Annotated in this window: 21 protein-coding genes and 1 pseudogene; 17 read left to right on the top strand and 5 right to left on the bottom strand. The window is 71.4% G+C overall.

Translation table 11 applies throughout. The features are described from left to right. Positions 1 to 177: 177 nt before the first annotated feature. From ACPA54_RS26675 to ACPA54_RS26660, 4 genes and pseudogenes are all read left to right on the top strand, one after another. Positions 178 to 1,047 (top strand): annotated as a pseudogene (locus tag ACPA54_RS26675) (putative RNA methyltransferase); the annotation flags it as partial. A gap of 212 nt (positions 1,048 to 1,259) precedes the next feature. Beyond that, positions 1,260 to 1,982, top strand: a complete 723-nt coding sequence (locus ACPA54_RS26670; protein WP_423533899.1) for an HAD family hydrolase — start codon at positions 1,260 to 1,262, stop codon at positions 1,980 to 1,982. A gap of 630 nt (positions 1,983 to 2,612) precedes the next feature. Beyond that, complete coding sequence (locus ACPA54_RS26665; RefSeq protein WP_423533897.1) at positions 2,613 to 4,202, top strand: sensor histidine kinase; 1,590 nt, start codon at positions 2,613 to 2,615, stop codon at positions 4,200 to 4,202. Next, entirely contained in the window at positions 4,199 to 4,879 is a 681-nt protein-coding gene (locus tag ACPA54_RS26660) for a response regulator (protein WP_345677973.1), read from the top strand. The genes ACPA54_RS26665 and ACPA54_RS26660 overlap by 4 nt, the downstream gene beginning before the upstream one ends. Here the strand turns inward: ACPA54_RS26660 and ACPA54_RS26655 are convergent. Beyond that, on the bottom strand, positions 4,797 to 6,455 hold the full coding sequence (locus ACPA54_RS26655; protein WP_423533895.1) for an alpha/beta hydrolase: 1,659 nt from the start codon (positions 6,453 to 6,455) through the stop codon (positions 4,797 to 4,799). The genes ACPA54_RS26660 and ACPA54_RS26655 overlap by 83 nt on opposite strands. 122 nt (positions 6,456 to 6,577) lie before the next feature. On the opposite strand from ACPA54_RS26655, the gene ACPA54_RS26650 reads away from it, so the two are divergent. Beyond that, a complete protein-coding gene (locus ACPA54_RS26650) occupies positions 6,578 to 7,549 on the top strand; it encodes a MerR family transcriptional regulator (protein ID WP_423533891.1) in 972 nt (323 codons plus the stop codon). 96 nt (positions 7,550 to 7,645) lie between these two features. Here ACPA54_RS26650 and ACPA54_RS26645 read toward each other — a convergent pair whose 3' ends face one another. Next, positions 7,646 to 8,542, bottom strand: a complete 897-nt coding sequence (locus tag ACPA54_RS26645; RefSeq protein ID WP_423533890.1) for a RecB family exonuclease — start codon at positions 8,540 to 8,542, stop codon at positions 7,646 to 7,648. 146 nt (positions 8,543 to 8,688) lie between these two features. On the opposite strand from ACPA54_RS26645, the gene ACPA54_RS26640 reads away from it, so the two are divergent. Beyond that, complete coding sequence (locus ACPA54_RS26640) at positions 8,689 to 10,173, top strand: cellulase family glycosylhydrolase (protein ID WP_423533888.1); 1,485 nt, start codon at positions 8,689 to 8,691, stop codon at positions 10,171 to 10,173. A 42-nt stretch (positions 10,174 to 10,215) separates the two neighbouring features. Here the strand turns inward: ACPA54_RS26640 and ACPA54_RS26635 are convergent, their stop codons facing one another. Beyond that, positions 10,216 to 11,487, bottom strand: a complete 1,272-nt coding sequence (locus ACPA54_RS26635) for a site-2 protease family protein (RefSeq protein WP_423533886.1) — start codon at positions 11,485 to 11,487, stop codon at positions 10,216 to 10,218. 90 nt (positions 11,488 to 11,577) lie between these two features. On the opposite strand from ACPA54_RS26635, the gene ACPA54_RS26630 reads away from it, so the two are divergent. Further along, complete coding sequence (locus ACPA54_RS26630; RefSeq protein WP_423533884.1) at positions 11,578 to 12,462, top strand: tRNA (adenine-N1)-methyltransferase; 885 nt, start codon at positions 11,578 to 11,580, stop codon at positions 12,460 to 12,462. A gap of 215 nt (positions 12,463 to 12,677) precedes the next feature. Further along, positions 12,678 to 13,502: a hypothetical protein gene (locus tag ACPA54_RS26625; RefSeq protein ID WP_423533882.1), complete on the top strand. Its 825-nt coding sequence runs from the start codon at positions 12,678 to 12,680 to the stop codon at positions 13,500 to 13,502. A 177-nt stretch (positions 13,503 to 13,679) separates the two neighbouring features. Here the strand turns inward: ACPA54_RS26625 and ACPA54_RS26620 are convergent, their stop codons facing one another. After that, positions 13,680 to 13,967 (bottom strand): ferredoxin, encoded by a 288-nt coding sequence (locus tag ACPA54_RS26620; protein WP_423534099.1) that lies wholly within the window; start codon positions 13,965 to 13,967, stop codon positions 13,680 to 13,682. Positions 13,968 to 14,190: 223 nt separating this feature from the next. Here ACPA54_RS26620 and arc point away from each other — a divergent pair, with 223 nt between their 5' ends. The 7 genes from arc (at position 14,191) to prcA (ending at position 20,576) form a co-directional block, all read left to right on the top strand. Next, positions 14,191 to 15,963: a proteasome ATPase gene (gene arc / locus ACPA54_RS26615; protein WP_345677983.1), complete on the top strand. Its 1,773-nt coding sequence runs from the start codon at positions 14,191 to 14,193 to the stop codon at positions 15,961 to 15,963. A gap of 222 nt (positions 15,964 to 16,185) precedes the next feature. Continuing rightward, complete coding sequence (gene dop, locus ACPA54_RS26610) at positions 16,186 to 17,691, top strand: depupylase/deamidase Dop (protein ID WP_423533880.1); 1,506 nt, start codon at positions 16,186 to 16,188, stop codon at positions 17,689 to 17,691. Between the two features lie 359 nt (positions 17,692 to 18,050). Further along, positions 18,051 to 18,266, top strand: a complete 216-nt coding sequence (locus ACPA54_RS26605; RefSeq protein ID WP_423533878.1) for a ubiquitin-like protein Pup — start codon at positions 18,051 to 18,053, stop codon at positions 18,264 to 18,266. Between the two features lie 123 nt (positions 18,267 to 18,389). After that, on the top strand, positions 18,390 to 18,680 hold the full coding sequence (locus ACPA54_RS26600) for a hypothetical protein (RefSeq protein WP_423533876.1): 291 nt from the start codon (positions 18,390 to 18,392) through the stop codon (positions 18,678 to 18,680). Then, positions 18,677 to 18,910, top strand: coding sequence for an endonuclease VII domain-containing protein (locus ACPA54_RS26595; protein WP_423533874.1), 234 nt, complete (start codon positions 18,677 to 18,679; stop codon positions 18,908 to 18,910). The genes ACPA54_RS26600 and ACPA54_RS26595 overlap by 4 nt, the downstream gene beginning before the upstream one ends. After that, positions 18,862 to 19,707, top strand: coding sequence for a proteasome subunit beta (gene prcB, locus ACPA54_RS26590; RefSeq protein ID WP_345677987.1), 846 nt, complete (start codon positions 18,862 to 18,864; stop codon positions 19,705 to 19,707). The genes ACPA54_RS26595 and prcB overlap by 49 nt, the downstream gene beginning before the upstream one ends. A gap of 77 nt (positions 19,708 to 19,784) precedes the next feature. Next, complete coding sequence (gene prcA / locus ACPA54_RS26585; protein WP_423533872.1) at positions 19,785 to 20,576, top strand: proteasome subunit alpha; 792 nt, start codon at positions 19,785 to 19,787, stop codon at positions 20,574 to 20,576. 118 nt (positions 20,577 to 20,694) lie between these two features. Here the strand turns inward: prcA and ACPA54_RS26580 are convergent, their stop codons facing one another. Continuing rightward, a complete protein-coding gene (locus ACPA54_RS26580) occupies positions 20,695 to 21,756 on the bottom strand; it encodes a LacI family DNA-binding transcriptional regulator (protein WP_423533870.1) in 1,062 nt (353 codons plus the stop codon). Between the two features lie 212 nt (positions 21,757 to 21,968). On the opposite strand from ACPA54_RS26580, the gene ACPA54_RS26575 reads away from it, so the two are divergent. Next, on the top strand, positions 21,969 to 23,198 hold the full coding sequence (locus ACPA54_RS26575) for an MFS transporter (protein WP_423533868.1): 1,230 nt from the start codon (positions 21,969 to 21,971) through the stop codon (positions 23,196 to 23,198). Between the two features lie 9 nt (positions 23,199 to 23,207). Continuing rightward, positions 23,208 to 24,569, top strand: a complete 1,362-nt coding sequence (pafA, locus tag ACPA54_RS26570) for a Pup--protein ligase (RefSeq protein WP_345677991.1) — start codon at positions 23,208 to 23,210, stop codon at positions 24,567 to 24,569. Positions 24,570 to 24,657: the final 88 nt, after the last annotated feature.

The raw sequence follows: 24,657 nt of genomic DNA, 5'->3' as shown, positions 1-24,657 counted from the left end.
GCGCCCCCCCCCCCCCCCCCCCCATTCAACCCCCCCCCCCCACCCCCCCACACACTAACCGGGCCCCCCCGCGCGCCGCCCCCCCCCCCCCCCCCGCGGGGGGGGGGCGGTTTTCCCCCCCCCCCCCCCCGCCGGGCCGTACGCTGATCATCCCGATCCCCGGCCCCGAAGGCACCCGTGCTCCACGACATCGCCGACGCCCTGCGCTGCCCCCACTGCGCCGCCCCGCTGAGCCTCGACGCCGACGGACGCACCCTCCGCTGCACCGGCCGCCACACCTTCGACGTCGCCCGCCAGGGCTACACCAGCCTCCTCGCCGGCGACGCCAAAACCGGCACCGCGGACACCGCCGACATGGTCGCGGCCCGCGACGCCTTCCTCGGCGCCGGGCACTACGCTCCGATCTCCGACGCCGTCACACACGCCGTCACCGACGCGGTGCGCGCCGCCGCGGACGATCCGGCCGGCGACGGCAGTGTTCCCGGGCACGTCGCCGACGTCGGCGCGGGCACCGGCTACTACCTCGCCCACGTCCTCGACGCCCTTCCCGAGCGCGCCGGGATCGCCCTCGACATCTCCAAGCACGCGCTGCGCCGCGCCGCCCGCGCCCACACGCGCATCGGCGCCGTGGTGTGCGACGCTTGGCAGCCGCTGCCGGTCCGCGACCACGCCGCCGCGGCGATCCTCAACGTCTTCGCGCCGCGCAACCCCGCCGAACTCCACCGCATCCTGCACCCCGCAGGCCGGCTCGTCGTGGTCACGCCGAACGCCGGACACCTCGCCGAGCCCGTCGCCCGCCTCGGCCTCCTGCGCGTCGACAGCGACAAGAAAGCCCGCCTCGACGCCGCCCTCGCGGACCACTTCACCCCCGCCGGCGACACCCGCGTCGCCTTCGGCGCGCCGCTCACCCACGCGGACGTCGCCACCGTCGTCGGGATGGGGCCCAGCGCCTGGCACACCGACCCCGCCGAACTGCGCGACCGCATCGCGGCACTCCCCGAGCCCTGGCCGGTTTCTGTCGATGTAACCGTTTCGATCTATTCACCGCGGGCACACCTACACACCCGCGACGCGCGCCACAATGCGCTTGCCTCCAACCGCATCGTCACGCACAATCGAGGGCCCATCACCAGCGAGTGACGCGAGTGAAGGAGGGGACGCAAGCGCCGAAAGGCCGCCGCCGCGCCCCACGAGTCTCATGAGGGGCACGCAGGGAGCAGGCGAGGCCGGACGGCACCCGGACAGGAAGGCAGGTGCCCATGACGGCCCTCGACATCGACGCCTATCCCGGCGGGGACGTGCACGCGGTGCTGTGCGACATGGACGGCACTCTCGTCGACACCGAACGCAGCTGGTTCGCCACCGAAGTGTCCGTCATGGCCGACTTCGGCTACGACCTCGGCGCCGAGCACGCGGTACGCCTCCTCGGCAGCCCCATGGAACCCGCCGTCGCCTACCTCCTCGACGTCTCCGGCATCGACGTCGCCCCCGGCGAACTCGAGCGCCGCATCAACGCGCGCATGGTCGACATCCTGCGCCTCGGCGTCGACCTGCGTCCCGGCGCCAAGCGGCTGCTCGGCGAACTCGGCGCCGCGGGGGTGCCGCTCGCGCTGGTCACCGCGTCCTACCGCGCCATCGTCGACGCGGTCCTGCCGTCGCTCGGCGCCCACCACTTCCACCTGACCGTCTCGGGCGACGAGGTCGTCAACTCCAAGCCGCACCCGGAGCCGTATCTGACCGCGGCGGCGGGGCTGGGCGTGGACCCGGCACGGTGCGTCGTGTTGGAGGACTCGCCGACGGGTGTGGCATCCGGCGAAGCCGCGGGCTGCATCGTCGTCGCGGTGCCGAGCATGAACCACATCACCCCGGGGCCGCGGCGCACGATCGTGCCGTCGCTGGAAGGCGTCGACCTGCCGATGCTCGACCTGCTGGCCCGGCGGCACGCCGGAGGCGCCGAAGCGCCGGCGGGGGTCACCGGCTGACCAGACCGGGCACGGGCCGACACCGAGGGAGTCGCCGGCAGGTCGAGGGATTTCCCTGACGACCGTCTACCCGCGTTGCCGCAAGACTGTCTGCGCACGGGGGTTCCACTTCGGTGGAGGCACCGGGGCGCGGTGGACGGTGGCGACACCGTCCCGCTTTCACAAGGTCCACGGGGGATCTTGTGGAGGCGTCCCGTCCGCGGGGGCGGACGGGGATCGGGGGTCTGCGCTGCAAGGTGCGGACGGAGCGTCACGGGCACGGTGTCCGGTGGTGGGGAGACCGCCGGAAATCGGGCCCGCGGGACCGGAACGGGGAGTGCGGCCGCGGGGGCGGCCGCCGGGAGGACCGGTCCCGTCGGACGCCACGGGGGCACGGCACGGGGAGCCGGGGCGGACGGACCGCAAGGTCCGTCCGCCTCTGCATGTCCGGCGCACCTCGGGCACACGTGCAGTACACGGTTGGAGCCGTCCCGGCGCGGGGCGGGCCCGGGCGGCGCTTCCGAGCCGGGAGTACGGGCCCCTCGCCGCTCCTCCGCAAGTCGCACCCGCGTGCGGCCGCCGGTCATCCGTGCGGACGAGACCGCGCTCCGCCGGGAGAATCCGCCTGGTCACAGCCTCTACCGTGGACCTGTGACGCCCGCCGACCACGCTCCGCACCCGGACACCGCCGCCCCCGCGGCGGCCGTGCCGCCGCCCACGCCGCGCGCGAGCCGCACCCAGCGGCTGCGCGACCAGGCCGTGGTGTGGCTGGACGACCTGCGCCAGCGCGACGTGACGCTGTGGCGCAAACCCGCCCCCCAGGACGTCATCCTCGTCGTCATCCTGGGCGCGCTCGCCATCGGCGGCCTGTTCCTCGACGACCTCGGCAGCGACATGCGGCGGCAGCCCGACGCGTTCGGCGTCGTCCTGGCGATCCTGTGCGTGCTGCCGCTGCTGTGGCGGTCCGGGCACTCGCTCCGCGTGCTGCTCGCGGTCACCGTGCCGTTCCTGGTGCTCGCGGGCGCGCACTACGGCGCCGCGGGGGCGAGCCTCGGGCAGTTGGTGGCCATGTACAGCGCGGCGGTGAGCAGGCCCCGGCTGCCCGCGGCGTTCGCGCTGTTCTTCGCCGAGGCCACCACGATGGCGTGGCTGGCGATGGGCGACCGGGACATCGGTTTCGTGGACGTGCTGGCGAACCTCGCCGCGCTGTTCGCGGTGTGGGCGTTCGCCCGCAGCGTCGGGTTCCGCCGCGCCTACACCGCCGAACTGGAAGCCCGCGCCGACCGGCTCATGGCCACCCGCGAAGCCGACACCCGCGCCGCACTCGCCGAGGAACGCGGCCGTATCGCCCGCGAACTCCACGACGTCGTCGCCCACCACGTGAGCGTCATGACCGTGCAGGCGTCCGCGGCGCAGCGCACCATCGCCCGCGACCCCGACCGGGCCCGCGAAGCCATGTCCGCCGTCGAGCAGACCGGCCGCGCCGCGCTGGTCGAGATGCGCCGGCTGGTCGGGATCCTGCGCAACACCGACGACGCGGAAGGCGCCGAGGCCCGACGGCTCAACGAGGGGCACAACGCTCCGCAGCCCGGTCTCGACGGCGTCGAGGTGCTGGTGCAGCAGGTGCGCGAGGCCGGGGTGCAAGTCGAACTGTCGATCGAAGGCGTCCCCGCGGAACTCCCGCCCGGGATCGACCTGGCCGCCTACCGGATCGTCCAGGAAGCCCTCACCAACACCCTCAAGCACGCCGGGCCCGCCGGGGCGCGCGTCCTGCTGCGGTACCGGGCCGACGAGTTCCTCGTCCGGGTCGCCGACGACGGGCGCGGCGCCGCCGCCAACCTGGGCGCCTCGGAGGTCGGCCGCACCGGGCACGGCCTGCTCGGCATGCGCGAACGCGTCGCCCTGTACGGCGGACGCCTGTACGCGGGACCGCGCGCGGGCGGCGGATTCGAAGTGCTCGCCCGCATCCCCCTGCCGCCCGCCGACCGGCCGCGCTCCGCAGCCGAACGCACCCCCCGCGCGGACCGCGCCCACACGCCCGCGGCGGCGACCGTGCAGAATCAGACACGGCACACCCCGCACCCGGTGCGGCAGGGCGCCGACGCCGCCTCCGAGCCCCGGCCCCCGGCCGGCCCGGACCCCGCCCGCGACCCGGTCCCCGACGCGCGAACCGGCGCGACCCCCGCCGGGACCGGCCGCCACGACGACCGAACCGACCGACTGGAGCAGAACCCAGCATGACGATCCGCGTGATCCTCGTCGACGACCAGCCGCTGCTGCGCACCGGGTTCCGCATGATCCTCGAAGCCGAACCGGACATCGCCGTCGTCGGCGAGGCCGCCGACGGCCAGCAGGCCGTCGAACTCGTGCGCACGCTCCAGCCCGACGTGGTCCTCATGGACATCCGCATGCCGCGCATGGACGGCGTCGAAGCCACCCGCCGCATCGTCGGCAACGGCCGCGACGGCGGCGACGAGACCGCCCGGGTCCTCGTCCTGACCACGTTCGACCTCGACGAGTACGTCGTCGAGGCGCTCCGCGCGGGCGCCAGCGGGTTCCTCCTCAAGGACGTCCCCGCCGACGACCTGATCGGCGCGATCCGGGTCATCGCCGACGGCGACGCGCTGCTCGCGCCGAGCATCACCCGCCGCCTGCTGGACATGTACGCGGCCCGGCTGCCCGCCGCCGAGGACCCCACCCCGGACACCCTCGCGATGCTCACCGAACGCGAGGTCGAGGTGCTGCGGCTCGTCGCCCGCGGCATGTCCAACGCGGAGATCGCCGCCGAACTGTTCGTCAGCGAGACGACCGTGAAGACCCACGTCGGGCACGTGCTCACCAAGCTGGGGCTGCGCGACCGGGTCCAGGCCGCGGTGTACGCGTACGAGAGCGGTCTGGTGCGCCCGGGCGCCCTGTAGCCGCACCGGCCTGGCCCCTACGAGGCCACGTCCAGGCCGCGCTGCCGAGTTGTGCGGCGACGGCTGCGGCGGCGTCCCGGAGGGCTTGCCGGGACTCGTCGGTGTCGTCGCGCGTCTCGAAGCCGTGGTGGCCGTTCGGCACGTCCACCACCTCGACGTTCGCGCGCAGGGCGCGGGCCCGGTCGAGGAACGCTTCGACGGTCGCCGCGATCAGGGCTTGCTCGCGGCCGACCCGGGTCAGGACCACCGGGAGGGCGCCCGCGTCCGCGAGTGCGTCCGCCGGGTGGAACCGGGGGCCGCTCAGGCCCCAGTTGGGCATCGGGGCGAGGACCGGGTAAGTCAACGCCACGCAGCGCAGCCACGGCGGGGGAGCGGCCAGCCATTCCGCGGACAGCAGGCTGCCGCCGGAGAAGAACCACAGCGCGACGCGGTCCGGATCGACGCGCGGGTCGGCCCGGACGAGCGCGACCGCGTCGGCGACGTCCTCCGCGGCCGCCGGGTAGCCGGTGAGGTCGTGCAGGCGGTGGTCGACGGTGGCCGCGACCAGGCCCGAGGCGGCGAGCAGACGGGCGTAGCCGACGAACGCGGGCCAGTCGCGCGGGGTCGGCTGCGCCACCGGCGGAACGGGGCCGCCGTGCACGAGGACCACGGCCGGGCGCGGGCCTTCGGCCGCGGGCACATACAAGTCGACGCGGCCGAGCCGCTCCCGCGGGGTGTCGGGCACGTCGAGCACGAACGGCCGCAGATGGGGGGCCGGTTCCCCGCCGGAGCCGGTGCCGGAGACGGTGAGGCGGCGGCCTTCGCCGGCCGCGGCACGCAGCAGGACGTCCGCCAACTCGGCGGGACGCGACAGCATCGGCCAATGCCCCGTGTCGAGTTCGAAGAACGAGGTGTCGGGGTGGGCCAGCCGCGCCAGGCGCGGGTCGCCCAACCGCACCACGCCTTCGAGGATGTCGATACTGGCGCCGTTCGCCGTGCACAGGACACCGGTCGTCGGCATGTCCGTCAATTCCTCGGCGAGGCGCAGCGGCTGCGTGAGCGCGGCCACCGGGTGCGGCGCGGAGAAGCGGGAAAGACGGGCCAGGCCGGCGTCGACGAGGCCCGTGGTGCTGCCCCAGCGGGACCAGTCGTCGGGGACGGGCAGCAGCCAGGCCGGGTCGTCCGGGGACGCCGACGAGGAGCCGGGCCCGGGCGGGGCGAGGAGGCGTTCGCGGACGGGCTGGTCGGGCACCGCCAGCGCGGCCGGGTCGCCGTCCTGGGGGACCGTGCCCGCGTCGACGTACACGACCCGGGCGACCCGGCCCGCGCGGCGCGCGGCCGCCCCCAGAGCGGCGTACGCGGCGCAGCCGTGCGCCACCAGCACCACACCCGGATCGTCGACGTGGTCGATCACCTCGACGATGTCGCGGATGTGCGTGTCCAGGCCGACGTCGGGCAGCGCGAGATGGCGGCGATCGCCAAGGCCCGTCGGAGTCACGGCGTACGCGTCGGCACCCGCGGCCCGCAGACGGGCCGCGACGTCGCGCCACAGCCACCCGCCCGCAAAAGCACCGGGGACGAGAACGAAAGCGGTCATGGGAAGGCTCCTCACTCGGGGCGGCATGCGGTCATGCGCACCACGGCAGCCCCGATACGGCTCCGCAGGGGGCTTCCGCGGTCCCGGGTACGGTAGGAACTCCCCCTGAGGGAGGTTCAAGCGTGAGCACGTCGCCCGACGGACTGCGGAGCATCGGAGAGCTGGCCGAAGCGGCCGGCGTCACCGTCAAAACCGTGCGGTTCTACTCCGACGCCGGACTTCTCCCCGAAGCCGCCCGCAGCGCCGGAGGACACCGCCGCTACGCCCCCGACGCGCTCGACCGCCTCCGGCTGATCCGCGCGCTGCGCACCCTCGATCTGGCGCTGCCCGACATCCGGCGCGTGGTCGCACGCGAACACGCAGGGGACACTGCCGAAACGGACGTCCTCGACGCTGTGATCTCCGGACAACTCCGCGATATCGGCAGCCACATCGCGGCGCTCCGGTGGCGCGAGGCGGCACTGCGCCTGGTGCACGACTGCCCGCCGGGCGAACGCGCCGAACGCATCCGACTCGTCGGCGCGATCGCCACGCCGCCGACCACCACGTCCATCGAGCGTTTCTGGCGCGGATGGCTGCCCGCGCGGCTGCCGACCCGGGTGCGGGCGATGATCCTCGACGCGGCCGTGCCCAGCCCGCCGGAAGACCCGACGACGGGGCAAGTCCTGGCATTCGCGCGGCTCCACGCCGCGGTGTCGGCCCCATGCAGCGACGCCGACCGGGAGCGCGCGGCGCAGGCCGTGGTGCAGCGCCGGGGCGACCGGCTGCGGCTCGCGTTGCTCTACGACGGTCTCGCCGAGGCCTACACGCTGGCGTCGGCACGGATCCGGCAGGGCGAGACCCCGGCGGCGGGGGAGGCGCTGGACGGCTTTGTCGCCGCCTACGCGCGCGTCTACGAGACCGCCGACACCGGCGGGTTCCGCCGCCGGCTCGGGCGCCACCTCGCCGGGGATCCGCAAATCGACTGGTACTGGGACCTGGTCGCCGAGATCCGCGGCGGGCACGACGAACCGACGGCGGGGGCCGCCGACGCGTGGCTGCGCGCCGCTCTCGACGCGCAGCTCGACGACGGCGCGGTGCAACTCGCCGGTTGAAGCCGGTAGAAGCCGGTTAAGGCGGGTCGATTCCGATCGAGTCCGGTTGAAGCCGGTTGAGGCGGGGCGAGTCCGGTTGAAGCCGTTCGCGTCCGGCTACTCGGCCGACGTCTCCGCCGGGCCGGTCACCGCAACCACGGGCAGCGGGTACGCCGGGGGCGTCCCGCCGAACTCCGGGCAGACCGCCTGGTGGTCGCACCAGCCGCACAGCTTCGTCCGATTGGGACGCCAGTCGCCGGTGCGGGTGGCCTGCTGGATGGCCATCCACAGGGCGCGCAGCTTCCGCTCGACGGCCAGCAGGTCCTGCTCGTCGGGGTCGTAGCGCACGATGTCGCCGCTGCCCAGGTAGACGAGCTGGAGGCGGCGCGGCAGGCGGCCGTACTGGCGCCACAGGACCAGCGCGTAGAACTTCATCTGGAACAGCGCCTTGTCCTCGAACCGCGCGGACGGCGCCTTGCCGGTTTTGTAGTCCACGACCCGTACGTCGCCGGTGGGGGCGACGTCCAAGCGGTCCACGTAGCCGCGCAGCGTCAGGCCGTCGTCGAGCTTGGTCTCGACGTACAGCTCCCGGCGGGCGGGCTCCAGCATGTTCGGGTCTTCGAGCGTGAAGTAGCGCTCGACGAGCTGCTCCGCGCCGCCGAGCCAGTCGGCCAGCTCGGCCGCCGCCACACCGCCCTCGCCGTCGTCGAACAGCTCGGCCAGCTCCGGGCGTTTGGCCAGCAGCTCGTCCCACGCGGGGCGCAGCAGGCGCAGCGCGGCCTCGGGTGTGCGGGCGCCGCGCGGGATGTCGAACAGCCGCTCCAGCACGGTGTGCACGACCGTGCCGCGGGTCGCCGCGGCGCTCGGCTTCTCGGGGAGCTTGTCGAGGACCCGGAACCGGTACAGCAGCGGGCACTGCATGAAGTCGCTCGCGCGCGACGGCGACAGCGACGCCCCGCGCGCGGCGGGATCAGGCCCGGCAGCGGGGGTGGTCTCGGTTCCGGTCTCGGTCATGCCGCCAGGGTACGGGGCCCGGGGGACAGCCCGGGGGACAGGAGCGGGCGGGCCGCGACCCCTGGGAACTTCCAACACCCACCAGTAACATCCGTCCCGCTCGTGACCCACCGCCCCGTCCGCGCCGTCGCGAAAGGCCTCCCTGCATGCGCATGTCCCGCGTCCCCCTGCACCCTCCCGGCCGCACCCCGCTCCACCGCCGCCTCAGGACCGCCGCCGCCCTGGCCACGGCCGCGGTCCTGCTCGCCGCGTTCCCCGCCCAAGCCCACCCCGGGAACGGCAACGGCCAAGGCAACGGACACCGCCCCGACCGGGTCACCGTCGGCAACCGCACCTACATCGCCGACGACCAAGGCCGCGCCACGCAATGGCGCGGCTTCAACCTCGCCGACAAGGGGCACAGCGGCGCCGACGCCTTCGCCGACATCCAAGAACGCGACCTGCGCGACATGGCCGCCCGCGGCTTCAACCTCGCCCGCCTGGTCTTCTTCTGGGACGACCTCGAACCCGCCCCCGGCCGCTACGACCGCACCTACCTCGCCAAAATGCGGCGCATCCTCGACTGGGCCGACCGCTACCACATCAAGGTCGTCCTCGACGCCCACCAGGACGTCTACGGGCCTGCCTTCAACGGCCACCGCGGCATCCCCGCCTGGACCACCCGCACCGACGGCCTGCCCTACGAACCCATCCCGGGCGACTGGTTCTCCGAGTACTTCGAACCGTCCGTGCAAACCGCCTTCGACCACCTCTACACCGACCACGACCTCCGCGCCGCGCACGCCCGCATGTGGACGACCGTCGCCGCCGCCCTCGGCCGCCACCCCGCCGTACTCGGCTACGACCTCATGAACGAGCCCTTCGGCAAACTCGCCGCCGACACCGACCTGCCCACCGCCGCAGGCCGGTTCGAAGCCGGGCAGCTCACCGACCTGTGGAACCGCCTCGCCGACGCCGTCCGCCTCGTCGACCGCGACAACTGGGTCTTCGTCGAACCCACCGTCATCGTCGGCCTCGGCGTCCCCACCCAGCTCGGCGCCATCGACGACCCCCACGCCGCCTACGCACCGCACTTCTACGACACCGCCATGGAAGCCGGCGCCGACTACGACCCCGAGGGCACCTTCATCCAGGCCTACGAAGCCGCCATCACCGACTACCCGGCCCGCAACCGCATGCCCGTCATCGTCGGCGAATGGGGCCCGCCCGACCCGACCCTGCCCCACATGCGCACCTACTTCACCCGCATGACCGCCGCCATGGACCGCTTCTCCAGCGGCTGGACCGACTGGCAGTGGTGCCGGGGCGGCGGCTACTGCACCCTCACCGCCAACGGACAGCTCAAGCCCAACCACGACCTGCTCGTCCAGCCCTACGCCCGAGCCACCGCCGGCGACCCGGTCTCCTACGGCTACGACCCCGCCACCCGCACCTACACGCTCACCTACACCACGCGCGCCAACGCCGACGGGCCCACCGAAATCGCCGTCCCGCGCGACGTCTACCCCCGCGGCTACAACGTCGCCGTCCAAGGCCGCAACGCCGACTGGGACCGCCACGGCCAAACCCTCACCGTCACCACCCGCGGCCGCACCGGAGGCACCTACACCGTCACCCTCACCCCCCGCTGAACCCCGCCCGCACACCGGCACCACGGCCCGCCGCGCACCCGGCTACCGGCGCGCGGCGGGCCGCATCAAGTCCAGGAACGCGCGCTCCACATCGCTGCGCGCCAACACCCCGTACACGCTGCCGTCCGCCTCCACCACCAAGTACTCCGACGCCGGAGTCGCCCGCAACGCCGCCAGCAGGTCCTCGCCCGCCAACTCCGCCGCCACCCGCATCCCCGGCAGCAGATCCCGCGACAACGGGCCCACCGCCACCCAAGGACGGCGCTGCTCCGGCGTGTTCACCACCCGCGACTCGCGCACCAGCGCGATCGGCGAGCCATTCGCATCGACCACCACCAGCGCCCGCGCGCCCGCCTCGCCTGCCCGGCGCAGCGCCTCGGCCAAAGGCAGATCGGCCGCCACCGGGATCGCGCGGCGCGTCAGCCCCCGGGCCCGCAGCCCGGGCAGCCGCTCGCGCAACTGCTCGGCACGCAGCGACTGCACCGCGCCCGTCCACATGAACCCGCCGATCAGCGCCCCGCACACCACCGTGTAGACGCGCGTCCACCCGGTGTCCTCGTGCGACCACCACACCGCACCGATCAGCACCGCGACCGCGAGCACGCGCCCCGCCCACGACGCGGCGACCGTTCCGGCCATCGGGCGCTTCGTCGCCCCCCACACCCCGGCGCGCAGCATCCGGCCACCGTCCAACGGCAGCCCCGGCAGCAGGTTGAACACGGCCACCATCAGGTTCGACACCGCCAGCAGCGCGACCATCCGGCCGACCAGCGAATCGACGTCCAGCGCCAAGCCCACGCCCCAGAAACCACCGGCGAGGGCGAGCGACAACGCCGGCCCCGCCGCGGCCACCGCGAACTCCCGGCCCGCCGTCTGCGGCTTGTCGATCTCCGAAACGCCGCCCAGGAATTGGATCGTGATCCGGTGCACCGGCAGACCGAACCGCAAGGCCGTCACCGCATGCGCCAACTCGTGCACCAACACCGACAGATACAGCAGCACCGCGAACGCGAACGCGACGACGTACTTCCAGCTCTCCAACTGCGGGAACAACCGCTCGAACGTCGGCGCGAACAGCAGCGTGATCACCACCGCGATCACGAACCACGACGACGACACATACACAGGAACCCCGAACGGGCGCCCCATCAGCAGCCCGCCGCCCGGACCCGGCCCGGTGCGCTCCGTCGTCGGCCCGCCCGCCGCGGGACGGCCCGCGGGCCCGCCCGGCGCCGCGCCTCCCGGCACACCACCGGAACCGGCGCCGTGCTCTTCGCCGTCCCGTCCCTTCGGAAGACCGCCCGAATCACTCACGCCGTCGATGGTATGCGGTGGGTGACCAGCGAGGACGGGCAGCGACGCCCCCGGACCGAACGCGCTCCGCCGACCGGTACCCTTGGGCGCATGTCCGAACCGACCGGTGCCGCCCGTCGTCGCGGGCCCTTCCAGGTCGGGGACCAAGTGCAGCTGACCGATCCCAAGGGCCGCCACCACACCTTCACTCTCGAAGCCGGCAAGTCCTTCCACACCCACAAGGGATCGTTCCCGCACGACGAACTGATCGGCGCCCCCGAAGGCACCGTCGTCCGCTCGTCCGGGAACTTCGACTACCTCGCGCTGCGGCCTCTGCTCCCCGACTTCGTCCTGTCCATGCCCCGCGGCGCCGCGGTGATCTACCCCAAGGACGCGGGGCAGATCATCGCCATGGCCGACATCTTCGCCGGCGCCCGCGTCGTCGAAGCCGGCGTCGGCTCCGGCGCGCTCAGCACCTTCCTGCTGCGCGCCGTCGGCGACCAGGGGCAGCTGTCCTCCTACGAGCGCCGGCAGGACTTCGCCGACATCGCCAAGCGCAACGTCGAGCGCTACTTCGGCGGTCCCCACCCGTCATGGACGCTCACCGTCGGCGACCTCCAGGACAACCTGGCCGAGACCGACGTCGACCGCGTCATCCTCGACATGCTCGCACCCTGGGAGTGCCTCGAGGCCGTGCACAAGGCGCTGGTCCCCGGCGGCCTCGTGTGCTGCTACGTCGCCACGACCACCCAGCTCGCCCGCACCGTCGAGACGATGCGCGCCATGCGCTGCTTCACCGAACCCCAGTCGTGGGAGTCGATGGTGCGCACCTGGCACGTCGAAGGCCTCGCCGTCCGCCCCGACCACCGGATGATCGGCCACACCGGATTCCTGGTGACCGCCCGCCGCATGGCCGACGGCGTGGAAGCCCCGATGCGCCGCCGCCGCCCCTCCAAGGGCTCCTACGGCGAGGACTACGAGGCACCCGAGGTCTGACCCCCCGTCCGCTTCCGCGAGGCGCCGCCGGCATCCGGCGGCGCCTCGCCGTTTTCCGGCCGCACACCGGACCGCGACCGGAATCGACCGTGGAGCGGGCGCATCCCACGGATTCCGGCCATGTCCGGACCTGTCGCCGAACCCGCCGGAACGCCCCGCGAGCGCTTTCCGCCAGGCCTTTCCTGTGTAGCGGCAGACCACTAACGTGGCAGGTCGTGGCGGATGAACACGGCGTGCACGACCGGGGCGTGCACGAAAACGGCGCGTCCGAAATAGCGGACACCGACCCCGGAGCAGCCCTCGAACCCACTGCGGTCCACCCCGCGCCCCCCGCGGTACCGGACCCCCGTACTTCCGGCGAACTCGTCGCCGTCGGCGCCCCCGCGCCCCGCGTCCCCAAACCGGACGTCAAGAACTCCGTCGTGCTGATCTTCGCGGCGTGCATCATCGTCTTCGTCGGCATCAGCGCCGTGTCCATCTGGGCGGCCAGCCGCCTCGACGGCGGCGTGCCCGGCATCACCGCACCGGCGAAGGGACACCGCGAAGCGCCGGTCTTCCCACCGGACGAACGCAACGACGGCGCGATACCCGGCACCGGCCAAGCCCCCGACACGGGACAGCCGGCAGGCAGCGCCCAACCGCGCGGTGCCGCCCCGGACGCCGGGCGTGTCGACCCGGTCGCGGCCAAGCCGCTCGCCGACGTCGCCGTCGACTGGTCCACGGTCGACTACGGCCTCGACTGCGCCGGCCTGCCGACCGAAGTACGCGCGAACGTGCCGCTGCCCGGCGGCGTCCACCTCCTCCAGGTGCGGTGCGCCACCGGCGCGGGCACCCCGCCCGACGCGATCATCGCCTACACCCTCGGCGACGACGGCCGCCCCGACCGCGGCCGCACCCTCCTCGACACCGCCGACGACCGGATCGTCAGGAGCCTGGACGTCGCCGACGGGCACGCCACCGCGACGCTGCTCGGCTGGTCCGGGGAAAACGTGCCCCGCTGCTGCCCCGACCAGGAAGAAACCCTCCAGTTGATCCCGTAGTGGATCTGGCCGGAAAACGCCCTCGGCAGGCGCGCCGGAAGCACTCCGGCGCGCCTGTCCGCACGCCCGCGCACCCGGCGGAGCGCGGCGTGGCGAAACCGGAGAACCCCGGCAAGGCGCACAAAAAAGGCGCGCGCGGCGAATCGCCTGCGCGCGCCTTGCGGCTGCCGTCCGGGCTCAGCCGGCGTCCGGGCCGTAGACCTCGACGCCGTCCGACGCACGCCGCACATGGATGCATTCACCAGGGCATTTGCGTGTGGCATCGATCACTTCTGTGATCAGTGGCAGCGGCACCGGCACCGCGGACCCCGGGTCGGTGCGCAGTTCGTCGTCCTCGCCCTTCACGTACGCGAGGCCGTCGATGTCCAGCTCGAACACCTCGCGGGCGAACTGCACGCAGATTCCGTCACCGGTGCAAAGATCCTGGTCGATCCACACCTCAAGAGCGTCATTCTCGGTGGACATCAGGCCTCGCACTTCACCATTTCACGCTGGGAACCGACCAAGAGACCCTACCGCCGACGGCTTCGTGATGTTGATGGGTGGGTATCGGCACCACACAACAGTGGGGGCAATCGCGCGGGTGAAGATCGGACACGCCCAGGCCGTCTTTTGATCAAGGGGTTTCAACCCCCCCTGCCGCAGGTAGGGTCGGAGACGTCGCAGCTCCCAGGAGGAGGTGAGGACCGTGGCAGCCCACGACGACGACATGAACCGTGGCGGGAGGCCGGCTCGGGGTACGGACGACCTCATGAGCCAGGTGTCCTTTCTTGAGCAGGAAGTCGCCGTCCTGCGTCGCAAGCTCGCCGACTCGCCGCGTCAGACGAGGATGCTGGAGGAGCGGATCGTCGAGCTCCAGACCAGCCTCGCCGGTCTGACCACACAGAACGAGCGGCTGGTGGCGACGCTCCGAGAGGCCCGCGATCAAATCGTGGCCCTCAAGGAGGAGGTGGACAGGCTCGCGCAGCCACCTTCGGGTTTCGGTACTTTCCTGTCAGCAAACGAAGACGGCACGGCCGACATCTTCACCGGAGGACGAAAACTCCGCGTGAACGTCAGCCCCAACCTCGACCTCGAGGACCTCCAGCGCGGCCAGGAGGTCATGCTCAACGAGGCCCTCAACGTGGTCGACGCCATGGAGTTCGAGCGGATCGGCGATGTCGTGATGCTCAAGGAACTCCTCGAAGACGGCGAACGCGCCCTCGTCATCGGACACACCGACGAGGAACGCATCGTCCGCCTGGCCGAGCCCCTGCTCGACAGCCCCCTCCGCGCCGGAGACTCGCTGCTGCTGGAACCCCGTTCCGGCTACGTCTACGAACGCGTGCCCAAGAGCGAGGTCGAAGAACTCGTCCTCGAAGAAGTCCCGGACATCGACTACACGAAGATCGGCGGCCTGCGGAACCAGATCGAACTGATCCGCGACGCCGTCGAACTCCCGTACCTCTACCCGGACCTGTTCAAGGAACACGAACTCCGGCCGCCCAAGGGCATCCTGCTCTACGGCCCGCCCGGTTGCGGCAAGACGCTCATCGCCAAGGCCGTCGCCAACTCCCTGGCCAAGAAGGTCGCCGAGGCCAAGGGCGTGGACGGCGAACAAGGCAAGAGCTACTTCCTCAACATCAAGGGCCCGGAACTCCTCAACAAGTACGTCGGCGAGACCGAGCGGCACATCCGCCTGGTCTTCCAACGGGCCCGCGAGAAGGCCAGCGAAGGCACGCCCGTCATCGTCTTCTTCGACGAGATGGACTCGCTCTTCCGCACCCGGGGCTCCGGGGTCAGCTCGGACGTCGAGAACACGATCGTCCCGCAGCTGCTCTCCGAGATCGACGGTGTCGAAGGCCTCGAAAACGTCATCGTCATCGGCGCCTCGAACCGCGAGGACATGATCGACCCGGCCATCCTGCGACCCGGCCGGCTCGACGTGAAAATCAAGATCGAGCGCCCCGACGCCGAAGCCGCCAAGGACATCTTCGCCAAGTACCTCACGGCGAACCTGCCCCTCCACGAGGACGACCTCGAGGAGCACAGCAGCGACAAGGCCACGACGGTCGGCAACATGATCCAGCGCGCCGTCGAGCGCATGTACGCCGAATCCGAGGAGAACCGCTTCCTGGAGGTCACCTACGCCAACGGCGACAAGGAGACCTTGTACTTCAAGGACTTCAACTCCGGCGCCATGATCGAGAACATCGTCGGCCGCGCCAAGAAGATGGCCATCAAGCAGTTCCTCGAGAACGGCCAGAAGGGCATCCGCGTCTCCCACCTCCTCGCCGCCTGCGTCGACGAGTTCAAGGAGAACGAGGACCTCCCCAACACCACCAACCCCGACGACTGGGCACGCATCTCCGGCAAGAAGGGCGAGCGGATCGTCTACATCCGCACGCTCGTCACCGGCAAGCAGGGAGCCGACGCCGGACGCTCCATCGACACCGTCGCCAACACCGGCCAGTACCTGTGACACCAAGCCGCCGCGGCCCACACGAAGCTGTGGGCCGCGGCGGCGCGTGTCCGGCCGGACTCCGCCCGCGACCGGACAGCACCGCCGATCCCGCCGTCCCTATCCCGCTCCACCCCGGACGGCCATAGGCTCGATAGCGTGTCCGGTCGCCCGAACAGCAATTGCAGAGCGTCCTAAAGTGAATGCAAGCAGTGGCCAGGGTTTGAACGTCGAGGGGGTCGCATGACCGTCCAGCGCGTGATGGGCATCGAGACCGAGTACGGCATCTCGGTACCGGGACACCCCGGTGCCAACGCGATGCTGACGTCGTCTCAGGTGGTGAACGCGTACGCTGCCGCGATGCATCGCGCTCGCCGCGCCCGCTGGGACTTCGAAGAGGAGAACCCGCTGCGCGACGCCCGCGGCTTCGACCTCGCCCGCGAACTCGCCGATGCCAGCCAGCTCACCGACGAAGACGTCGGCCTCGCCAACGTCATCCTCACCAACGGTGCCCGCCTCTACGTCGACCACGCGCACCCCGAGTACTCCGCCCCGGAAACCACCAACCCGCGCGACGCCGTCGTCTGGGACAAGGCCGGCGAACGCATCATGGCCGAAGCCGCCCGCCGCGCCGCGGAAGTCCCCGGCGGCCAGCAGATCCTGCTCTACAAGAACAACACCGACAACAAGGGCGCCAGCTACGGCTGCCACGAGAACTACCTCATGCAGCGCGCCACGCCCTTCGCGGACATCGTGCGCCACCTGACCCCGTTCTTCGTCTCCCGCCAGGTCGTGTGCGGCGCCGGGCGTGTCGGCATCGGCCAGGACGGCTCCTCGCACGGCTTCCAGATCAGCCAGCGCGCCGACTACTTCGAAGTCGAAGTCGGCCTGGAGACCACCCTCAAACGCCCCATCATCAACACCCGCGACGAACCGCACGCCGACGCCGAGAAGTACCGCCGCCTGCACGTCATCATCGGCGACGCGAACCTCTCCGAGGTCTCGACCTACCTCAAGCTCGGCACCACCGCACTCGTCCTGTCGATGATCGAAGACCGGTTCATCACCCACGACCTCACCGTCGACCAGCCGGTCCGCACCCTGCACCAGGTCTCCCACGACCCCTCGCTCAAACACCTCGTCACGCTCCGCAGCGGCCGCAAACTCACCGCGGTCCAACTCCAGATGGAGTACCTCGAACTCGCCCGCAAGTACGTCGAGGACCGCTTCGGCGCCGACGTCGACGACGTCACCACCGACGTCCTCACCCGCTGGGAATCCGTCCTGACCCGGCTGGAGACCGACCCGATGTCGCTCGCCCGCGAGCTGGACTGGGTCGCCAAGCTCCAGATCCTGGAGGGCTACCGGAGCCGTGACGGCCTCGACTGGGACGCCCCGCGCCTCCACCTCGTCGACCTCCAGTACGCCGACGTACGGCCCGACAAGGGGCTCTACAACCGCCTCGAAAACCGGTTCGAGCGCATCGCCGCCGAATCCGAGGTCCAGCGCGCCGCGCACCTGCCCCCGGAGGACACCCGCGCGTACTTCCGCGGCCGCTGCCTGGAGCAGTACGCCGACGAGGTCGCGGCGGCGTCCTGGGACTCGGTGATCTTCGACGTGCCCGGCCACGACTCGCTCCAGCGCGTCCCCACCCTCGAGCCCCTGCGCGGCACGAAAGCCCACGTCAAGGACCTGCTCGACCGCTGCCGCACCGCGGAGGAACTGGTCAACGCGCTCACCGGGCGATGACCGCCGGCCGGCTCCGCGACCTGCTCGCCGCCGACCAGGTGAACCCCTCGCCGGACGGGTGAACCTGAGCCGTGTGGGGGAAGAAAGCGGGTGGAGGCACCGGACCACCGAACGTCGCCCACGGGCTGCGCGCGGTGGTCCGGTTCCCCCGGACCTCACGGCAGCCGGCCGTCCGAGGCGACCGATGTGACCGATGTGACCGACGGATGTGACACAAAGAATTCCCGTGCTCGGGAACAACCGCCGCCCTACGCTTGTAGTGTCTGATCACCTGGCTCTTTGGAGCCGTTCGATCGGAACGCCGGCCCGGGGCGGTGCCGTTCCCGGGCGGGATCGAGAGAAAAGGTGGGGTGCGTCAAATGGCCACGAAGGACAACGGCGGACAGGCCCGGACGAATAAGCGCTCCGAGGAAATCGAAGAATCCTCCACCGACGCGCAGGCGACCTCCGACCTGCAGGAACGCCAAGAGAAACTGACAGACGACGTCGACGCGGTCCTGGACGAAATCGATGAGGTCCTCGAGGAGAATGCCGAGGATTTTGTGCGTTCGTTCGTACAAAAGGGCGGCCAATAGATGGCAATGGATGGGCAAAGTTGGGTTCGGGAGTGTCCTTCCTGCGGCCAAACAAAACCCCATTCCCTGTATCACCGGAACAGTCGGCGGGCGGATGGCCTCGCGTACTACTGCAAGGAGTGCGTGGCCGCGCGCGCCAAAGACAAGTACCGAACCAGGAAGGCCGCTGCCGGACAAACCGTGCGCGTCCCCGAGCAGCTTCCGCCCGGCGTGCGGAGGTGTGCCGACTGCCGAGCGGTGAAGCCCGTCGAGGACTTCTCGCGCAACCGCTCGGCGTCCAGCGGCTACCACTCGTACTGCAAGCCGTGCGGCAACGCCCGGTCGGCGGAGTCGCGTCAGCGCTGCACGGCGGTGCGCGGCACTACCACCTCAAGCGGCGGTATGGCCTCGGTGCGGATGAAGTCGATGCAATGATCAAGGCGCAGTTCGGCATCTGCCCGATCTGTCTGAGGCCCCGTCCCGAGCACGTCGACCACGACCACAGCAGCGGCGAAGTGCGCGGGGTGTTGTGCTTCAACTGCAATAGTGGGCTCGGCCAGTTCAAGGATCGCCCTGATCTACTGCGCCGGGCCGCCGCCTACTTGGAAGGGATCGTGTGGAATCCAACACGCGTGGCACCGGGCGTCTACCGGGTGCCTTCCTGACCCCCGGATCGTCGTCTTTCACGGAGTTCCTCAGTGCGTACCGGCCGGAGTTGCTGCCGTCGCGGCGGACCTTGCCGACGACGCCGGTGACGGTGGAGGCGCCGCACGGCACGACCATCGTCGCGGCGACGTTCCCCGGCGGCGTGGTGATGGCCGGCGACCGGCGCGCGACGATGGGGAACCTGATCGCGCAGCGGGACATGGAGAAGGTGTTCCCGGCGGACGAGTACAGCTGTGTCGGCATCGCCGGCACGGCGGGTATCGCCGTCGAGATGGTGCGGCTGTTCCAGGTCGAACTGGAGCACTACGAGAAGATCGAGGGCGCGACGATGTCCCTCGAAGGCAAGGCGAACCGCCTGTCGCAGATGATCCGGGGGAACCTGGGCATGGCGATGCAGGGGCTCGCGGTCGTGCCGCTGTATGCCGGGTACGACCTGGATGCGGGCGAAGGCCGGATCTACAGCTATGACATCACCGGCGGGCGTTCCGACGAGCAGGGCTTCACGTCGGTCGGTTCGGGTTCGCTCTTCGCGCGCGGCGCGCTGAAGAAGCTGTACCGCGAGGACCTGACCGCGGATCAGACCGTGCTGGCGTGCGTGCAGTCGCTGTACGACGCGGCGGACGAGGACTCGGCGACGGGTGGCCCCGATCTGTCGCGGAAGATCTTCCCGACCGTGTCGGTGGTGACGGACGAGGGTCTGCGCATGTGGTCGAACGACGAGGTCGGCGCCGTGGTGCGGTCGGTGGTCGGCGAGCGTTTGGAGCGTCCGAACGGTCCGAGTGCGCCCTTGGGCTGAGGCGTTGAGGCGTGCGGGGCACGCACTGGACGTAGTGGACTGACGGCTTTGATTTCCTCCCAGCAAAGGACTCCACGGTGACGACGCCTTTCTATGTGTCGCCGCAGCAGGCCATGGCGGACCGGGCCGACTATGCCCGCAAGGGCATCGCCCGGGGTCGCAGCGTGGTCGTTTTGACGTACGCGGACGGCATTTTGTTCGTGGCGGAGAACCCGTCGCGGGCGCTGCACAAGATGAGTGAGATCTACGACCGGATCGCGTTCGCGGCGGTCGGGAAGTACAACGAGTTCGAGAACCTGCGGATCGGCGGCGTGCGGTACGCGGACATCCGCGGCTACTCGTACGCGCGCCACGATGTGACGGCGCGCGGTCTGGCCAACGTGTACGCGCAGACGCTGGGGACGATTTTCTCCAGTGGCGGTGAGAAGCCGTACGAGGTGGAGCTGATCGTCGCGGAGGTGGGCAGCACGCCTGCGGACGACCAGATCTACCGGTTGACGTACGACGGTTCGATCGCGGACGAGCAGCACTATGTCGCGATGGGCGGCAATGCGGACCAGATCACCGAGCAGCTGAAGCGGTCGCACCGTGAGGGGCTGCCGTTGGACGAGGCGCTGCGGGTCGCGGTGGATGTGCTGTCGCGGGATGGCAGTGGCGAGAAGCGGACGATCACGGCGGCGCAGCTGGAAGTTGCGGTGCTGGATCGGACGCGGTCGCAGAAGCGGAAGTTCAAGCGTGTGGTGGGTGCGCAGTTGGCGCGCCTGCTGGGTGAGTCGGCGTCGGGTGCGGCGGATGCCGCGGCCGAGGGCGGCGACGGGGCCGACGGTGACGGCGGTTCGGCTGCGGCGGGGGAGACGTCGGAGGAGTAGCGCGTGTTCGCGGTGCCTTTGCGGCACTTGGACTCACGGGCCCGCCCCTGGCCGGGGGCGGGCCCGTCCGCGTGTGCGGGGGCGGTTGTTCCTTCGGTTCGGCCGGTGGTGCTGTGGTTCAGGCGTCGGTCGCCGGTGTGGCGGTGGATCCTCGGACGAGGAGTTCTCCGGGCAGGGCGGCGTCTTCGGGTTGCCGGCCGTCGAGGAGGTCGAGGAGTGCGCCCATGCCGACTTCGCCGAGGCGGTGGCCGGGGAGGCGGATGGTGGTGAGTTCGGGTTCCAGGACGGTGGCGACGAGAAGGTCGTCCACGCCGGTGACGGACAGGTCCTGGGGGATGCGGAGTCCGCGGGCGCGGGCGGCTTTGTAGGCGCCGGCCGCGATGACGTCGTCGTCGCAGACGAGGGCGGTGGGGCGCCGGGGGTGGTCGAGGAGGTGTCCGGCGGCGGTGGTGGCTTCGGGGACGGCCATGGGGGTGTGGGCGTAGGAGGCTTCGGCGTCGGGTGCGGTCGACAGGGTTTCGCGGAAGGCGGCTTCGCGGGTGCGGAAGGTCCAGCTGTCGATGTCGGACGCGACGCGGCCGATGCGGCGGTGGCCGAGGCCGAGGAGGTGGGTGGTGAGGCGGCGCATGCCGTCGGCGATGTCGATGTTGACGGTGGGGGCGCCGGTGCCGGGTTCGCTGTCCATCATGACGAGGGGGAGGCCGGTGCCGGGTGTGCCGGTGCCGAGGAGGCCGGAGAGCGTGTCGGCGGCGGTGGAGGATGCCAGGACGCCGTCCAGGGCGGTGTGGGCGGCCGCGAAGGGGCTGGCGACGGGTTCGAGTTCGTAGCCGGGCTGTACGGGGGCCGGGTAGATGACGACGGCGAAGTCGCGGCGGGCGGCGGTCTCCGAGGCGCCGGTGTGGACGGCGCCGAAGAACGGGTTGGTGAGGGCGGGGACCACGAGCAGGACGGTGCGGGTGGTGCCGAGGCGCAGGTGGCGGGCGGCCTGGTTGGGCCGGTAGCCGAGAGCGTTGCTGGCGTCGATGACGGCTTGGACGGTGCGTTCGGAGACGCGTCCGGCCCATTTTCCGGCGTGGACGAGGGACACGGTCGACTGTGAGACTCCGGCGAGTTTCGCGACGTCTTTGCTGGTGGGGCGGGTGGCCGGGATGGGGGGCGGCGCGTCCGCGGGGTCGGGCACGGTGGCGGCGGTCCCTTCGTGGGTCCCGGGGGTGTGGGGGGTGAAAACCGGGGGCGGTGGCCGGTTGCTGGGGCCACTGTAGGGCGACTTGGCGGATTTACCGGGCAGTGTCGGCGTGGATTCGGGTTGCCCTCTGCGGCCGGGGCCGTCAGACTGAAGCGAAGTCATACGTATGACTTCATGATCTGCCGGGCGGGAAGGCGTCGACTCTCATGCGGATATACGCGGATCTCTTCCGCGCCAAGTACGCCGCGCGGCTGCTCGGTGGGACGCTGCTGGGCCGTCTCCCGAACGGCATGGGTGTCCTGGCGATCCTGCTGTTCGCGCGCGCGGACGGCGCCGGATACGGTCTCGCGGGCACGCTGTCGGCGCTTTCCGGCCTGGCCACCGCCCTCGGGCAGCCCGCGCTGGGCCGCTGGATGGACCGCCGGGGGCAGACGGGTGTGCTGATCGGCGGCGCGGTGGTGTCGGCGCTGGCATATGCGGCCTTCGCCGTGGTCGGGGTCCATCCGCTGCCGGTGGCGGTCGCCGCGGTGCTGGTGGCCGGATTTGCCACGCCGCCGCTGGAGTCAGGGCTGCGGGCGCTGTGGCCGACCGTGCTGCGGCGGGACCAGGTGCACGCCGCCTACGCGCTGGACGCGGCGGCGCAGGAGATCCTCTTCACGGTCGGCCCGCTGCTGGTGGTCGCGGTGATCGCGCTGGCGTCCGAGGCCGCGGCGTTGGTCGTGACCGGGCTGCTGGGGATCGCGGGCACGTTGGTGGTGGCGACCGCCCGGCCGTCGCGGGTGTGGCGTGGCGAGGCGCATACGCCGCACTGGGCGGGCCCGCTGCGGTCGCGTGGACTTCGGGTGCTGCTGGCGTCGCTGACGCTCGCGGGCACGGCCTTGGGCGTGCTGGGCGTGGCGGCGGTGGCGTACGCGGACGACCGCGGTTCGGATGTGTGGTCGGGTGCGGTCATGGCGGCGATGTCGACGGGGGCGTTCGTCGGCGGGGTGGTGCACGGCGCACGCCGGTGGGTGCGCCCGGCGCGGGAGCGTCTGCCGTGGCTGATGGCGGGCCTGACGGTGGGCTATTTGCCGTTGATGTGGGCGCCTGCTCCGTGGCTGATGCTGGTCCTCGCGGTGCTGTCGGGTGTGTTCCTGGCGCCGGTGATCGCGTGCACCTTCACGTTGGTGGACGAGCTTGCCCCGGCGGGCACGGTGACCGAGGCGTTCGCCTGGGTGGTGGCCGCGATGGGCACTGGTGCGGCCGCGGGGACGGCGGCTGCCGGGTTCGCCGGAGAAATGGCCGGAGTGAGTGGCGCGTTCGCGGTGGCGGGGGTGGGAACGGCGCTCGGGCTGGCGGTATTGGCGGCGGGTCGGCGCACGCTGGTTCCGGCCGAGATCAACTCGGCCGGATTCGGCGCACGCGAGTTGTCCCGGAACGGCACATCAGCGGCGTAATGTTGCTGCATGGACCGCCGAATCTTCGGGCTCGAGAACGAGTATGGCGTCACCTGCACGTTCCGCGGGCAGCGCAGGCTGTCTCCGGACGAGGTGGCGCGGTACCTGTTTCGCCGAGTCGTCTCGTGGGGCCGAAGCAGCAACGTCTTCCTACGCAATGGGGCCCGGCTGTACCTGGATGTGGGCAGTCACCCCGAGTACGCCACGCCGGAGTGCGACTCCGTGCCCGAACTCGTCGTGCACGACAAAGCCGGCGAGCGCATTCTTGAAGGCCTTCTCGTGGACGCCGAACGGCGCCTGCACGAGGAGGGCATCGCCGGTGACGTCTACCTGTTCAAGAACAACACCGACTCGGCGGGGAACTCGTACGGCTGCCACGAGAACTATCTGGTGGCGCGGCACGGCGAGTTCTCGCGTCTGGCGGACATCCTCATCCCGTTCCTGGTGACCCGTCAGATGCTGTGCGGTGCGGGCAAGGTGCTGCAGACGCCGCGCGGTGCGGTGTACTGCGTGAGCCAGCGCGCCGAGCACATCTGGGAGGGCGTCAGTTCGGCGACCACCCGGTCGCGGCCGATAATCAACACGCGCGACGAGCCGCACGCGGACGCGGAGCGCTACCGGCGCCTGCACGTGATCGTGGGCGACTCGAACATGGCCGAGCCGACGACCATGCTGAAGGTCGGCGCGACCGACCTCGTGCTGCGGATGATCGAAGCGGGCATGGTCATGCGGGACCTGACGCTGGAGAACCCGATCCGGGCGATCCGCGAGGTCAGCCACGACATGACCGGCCAGCGCAAGGTGCGCCTGGCGAACGGCCGCGAGGCGTCGGCGCTGGAGATCCAGCTGGAGTACCTCACCAAGGCGATGGACTTCGCCGACCGGCGGGGGATCCGCACCGGCACCGTGCAGCAGGTCCTGGACCTGTGGGAGCGCACGCTCACCGCGGTCCAGACCGGCAACCTGGACCTGGTCGGGCGGGAGATCGACTGGGTGATCAAGTACCAGCTGATCGAGCGGTACCGGGCCAAGCACAACCTGCCGATGGCGTCGCCGCGTGTCGCGCAGATCGACCTCGCGTACCACGACATCCACCGGCGGCGCGGCCTGTACTACCTGATGGAGCGGCGCGGCCAGGTCGACCGGGTCGGGCAGGACGTGAAGATCTTCGAGGCGAAGTCGGTGCCGCCGCAGACCACGCGGGCCCGGCTGCGCGGCGAGTTCATCAAGAAGGCGCAGGAGCAGCGGCGGGACTTCACCGTCGACTGGGTGCACCTGAAGCTGAACGACCAGGCGCAGCGCACGGTGCTGTGCAAGGACCCGTTCCGGGCGGTGGACGACCGGGTGGAGAAGCTGATCGCCAGCATGTGACGCCGGTGACGGCTGTGGCGCCGGTGGCCGACAGGTGAAGGCGCCGGCGTCGGGGGCGGGTGCGTACCGTTGCGCAACGGTACGCACC

Source organism: Uniformispora flossi (assembly GCF_049534875.1).
GTDB lineage: Bacteria > Actinomycetota > Actinomycetes > Streptomycetales > Streptomycetaceae > Yinghuangia > Yinghuangia aomiensis.
This window is presented reverse-complemented; position numbering and strand designations above follow the sequence as displayed.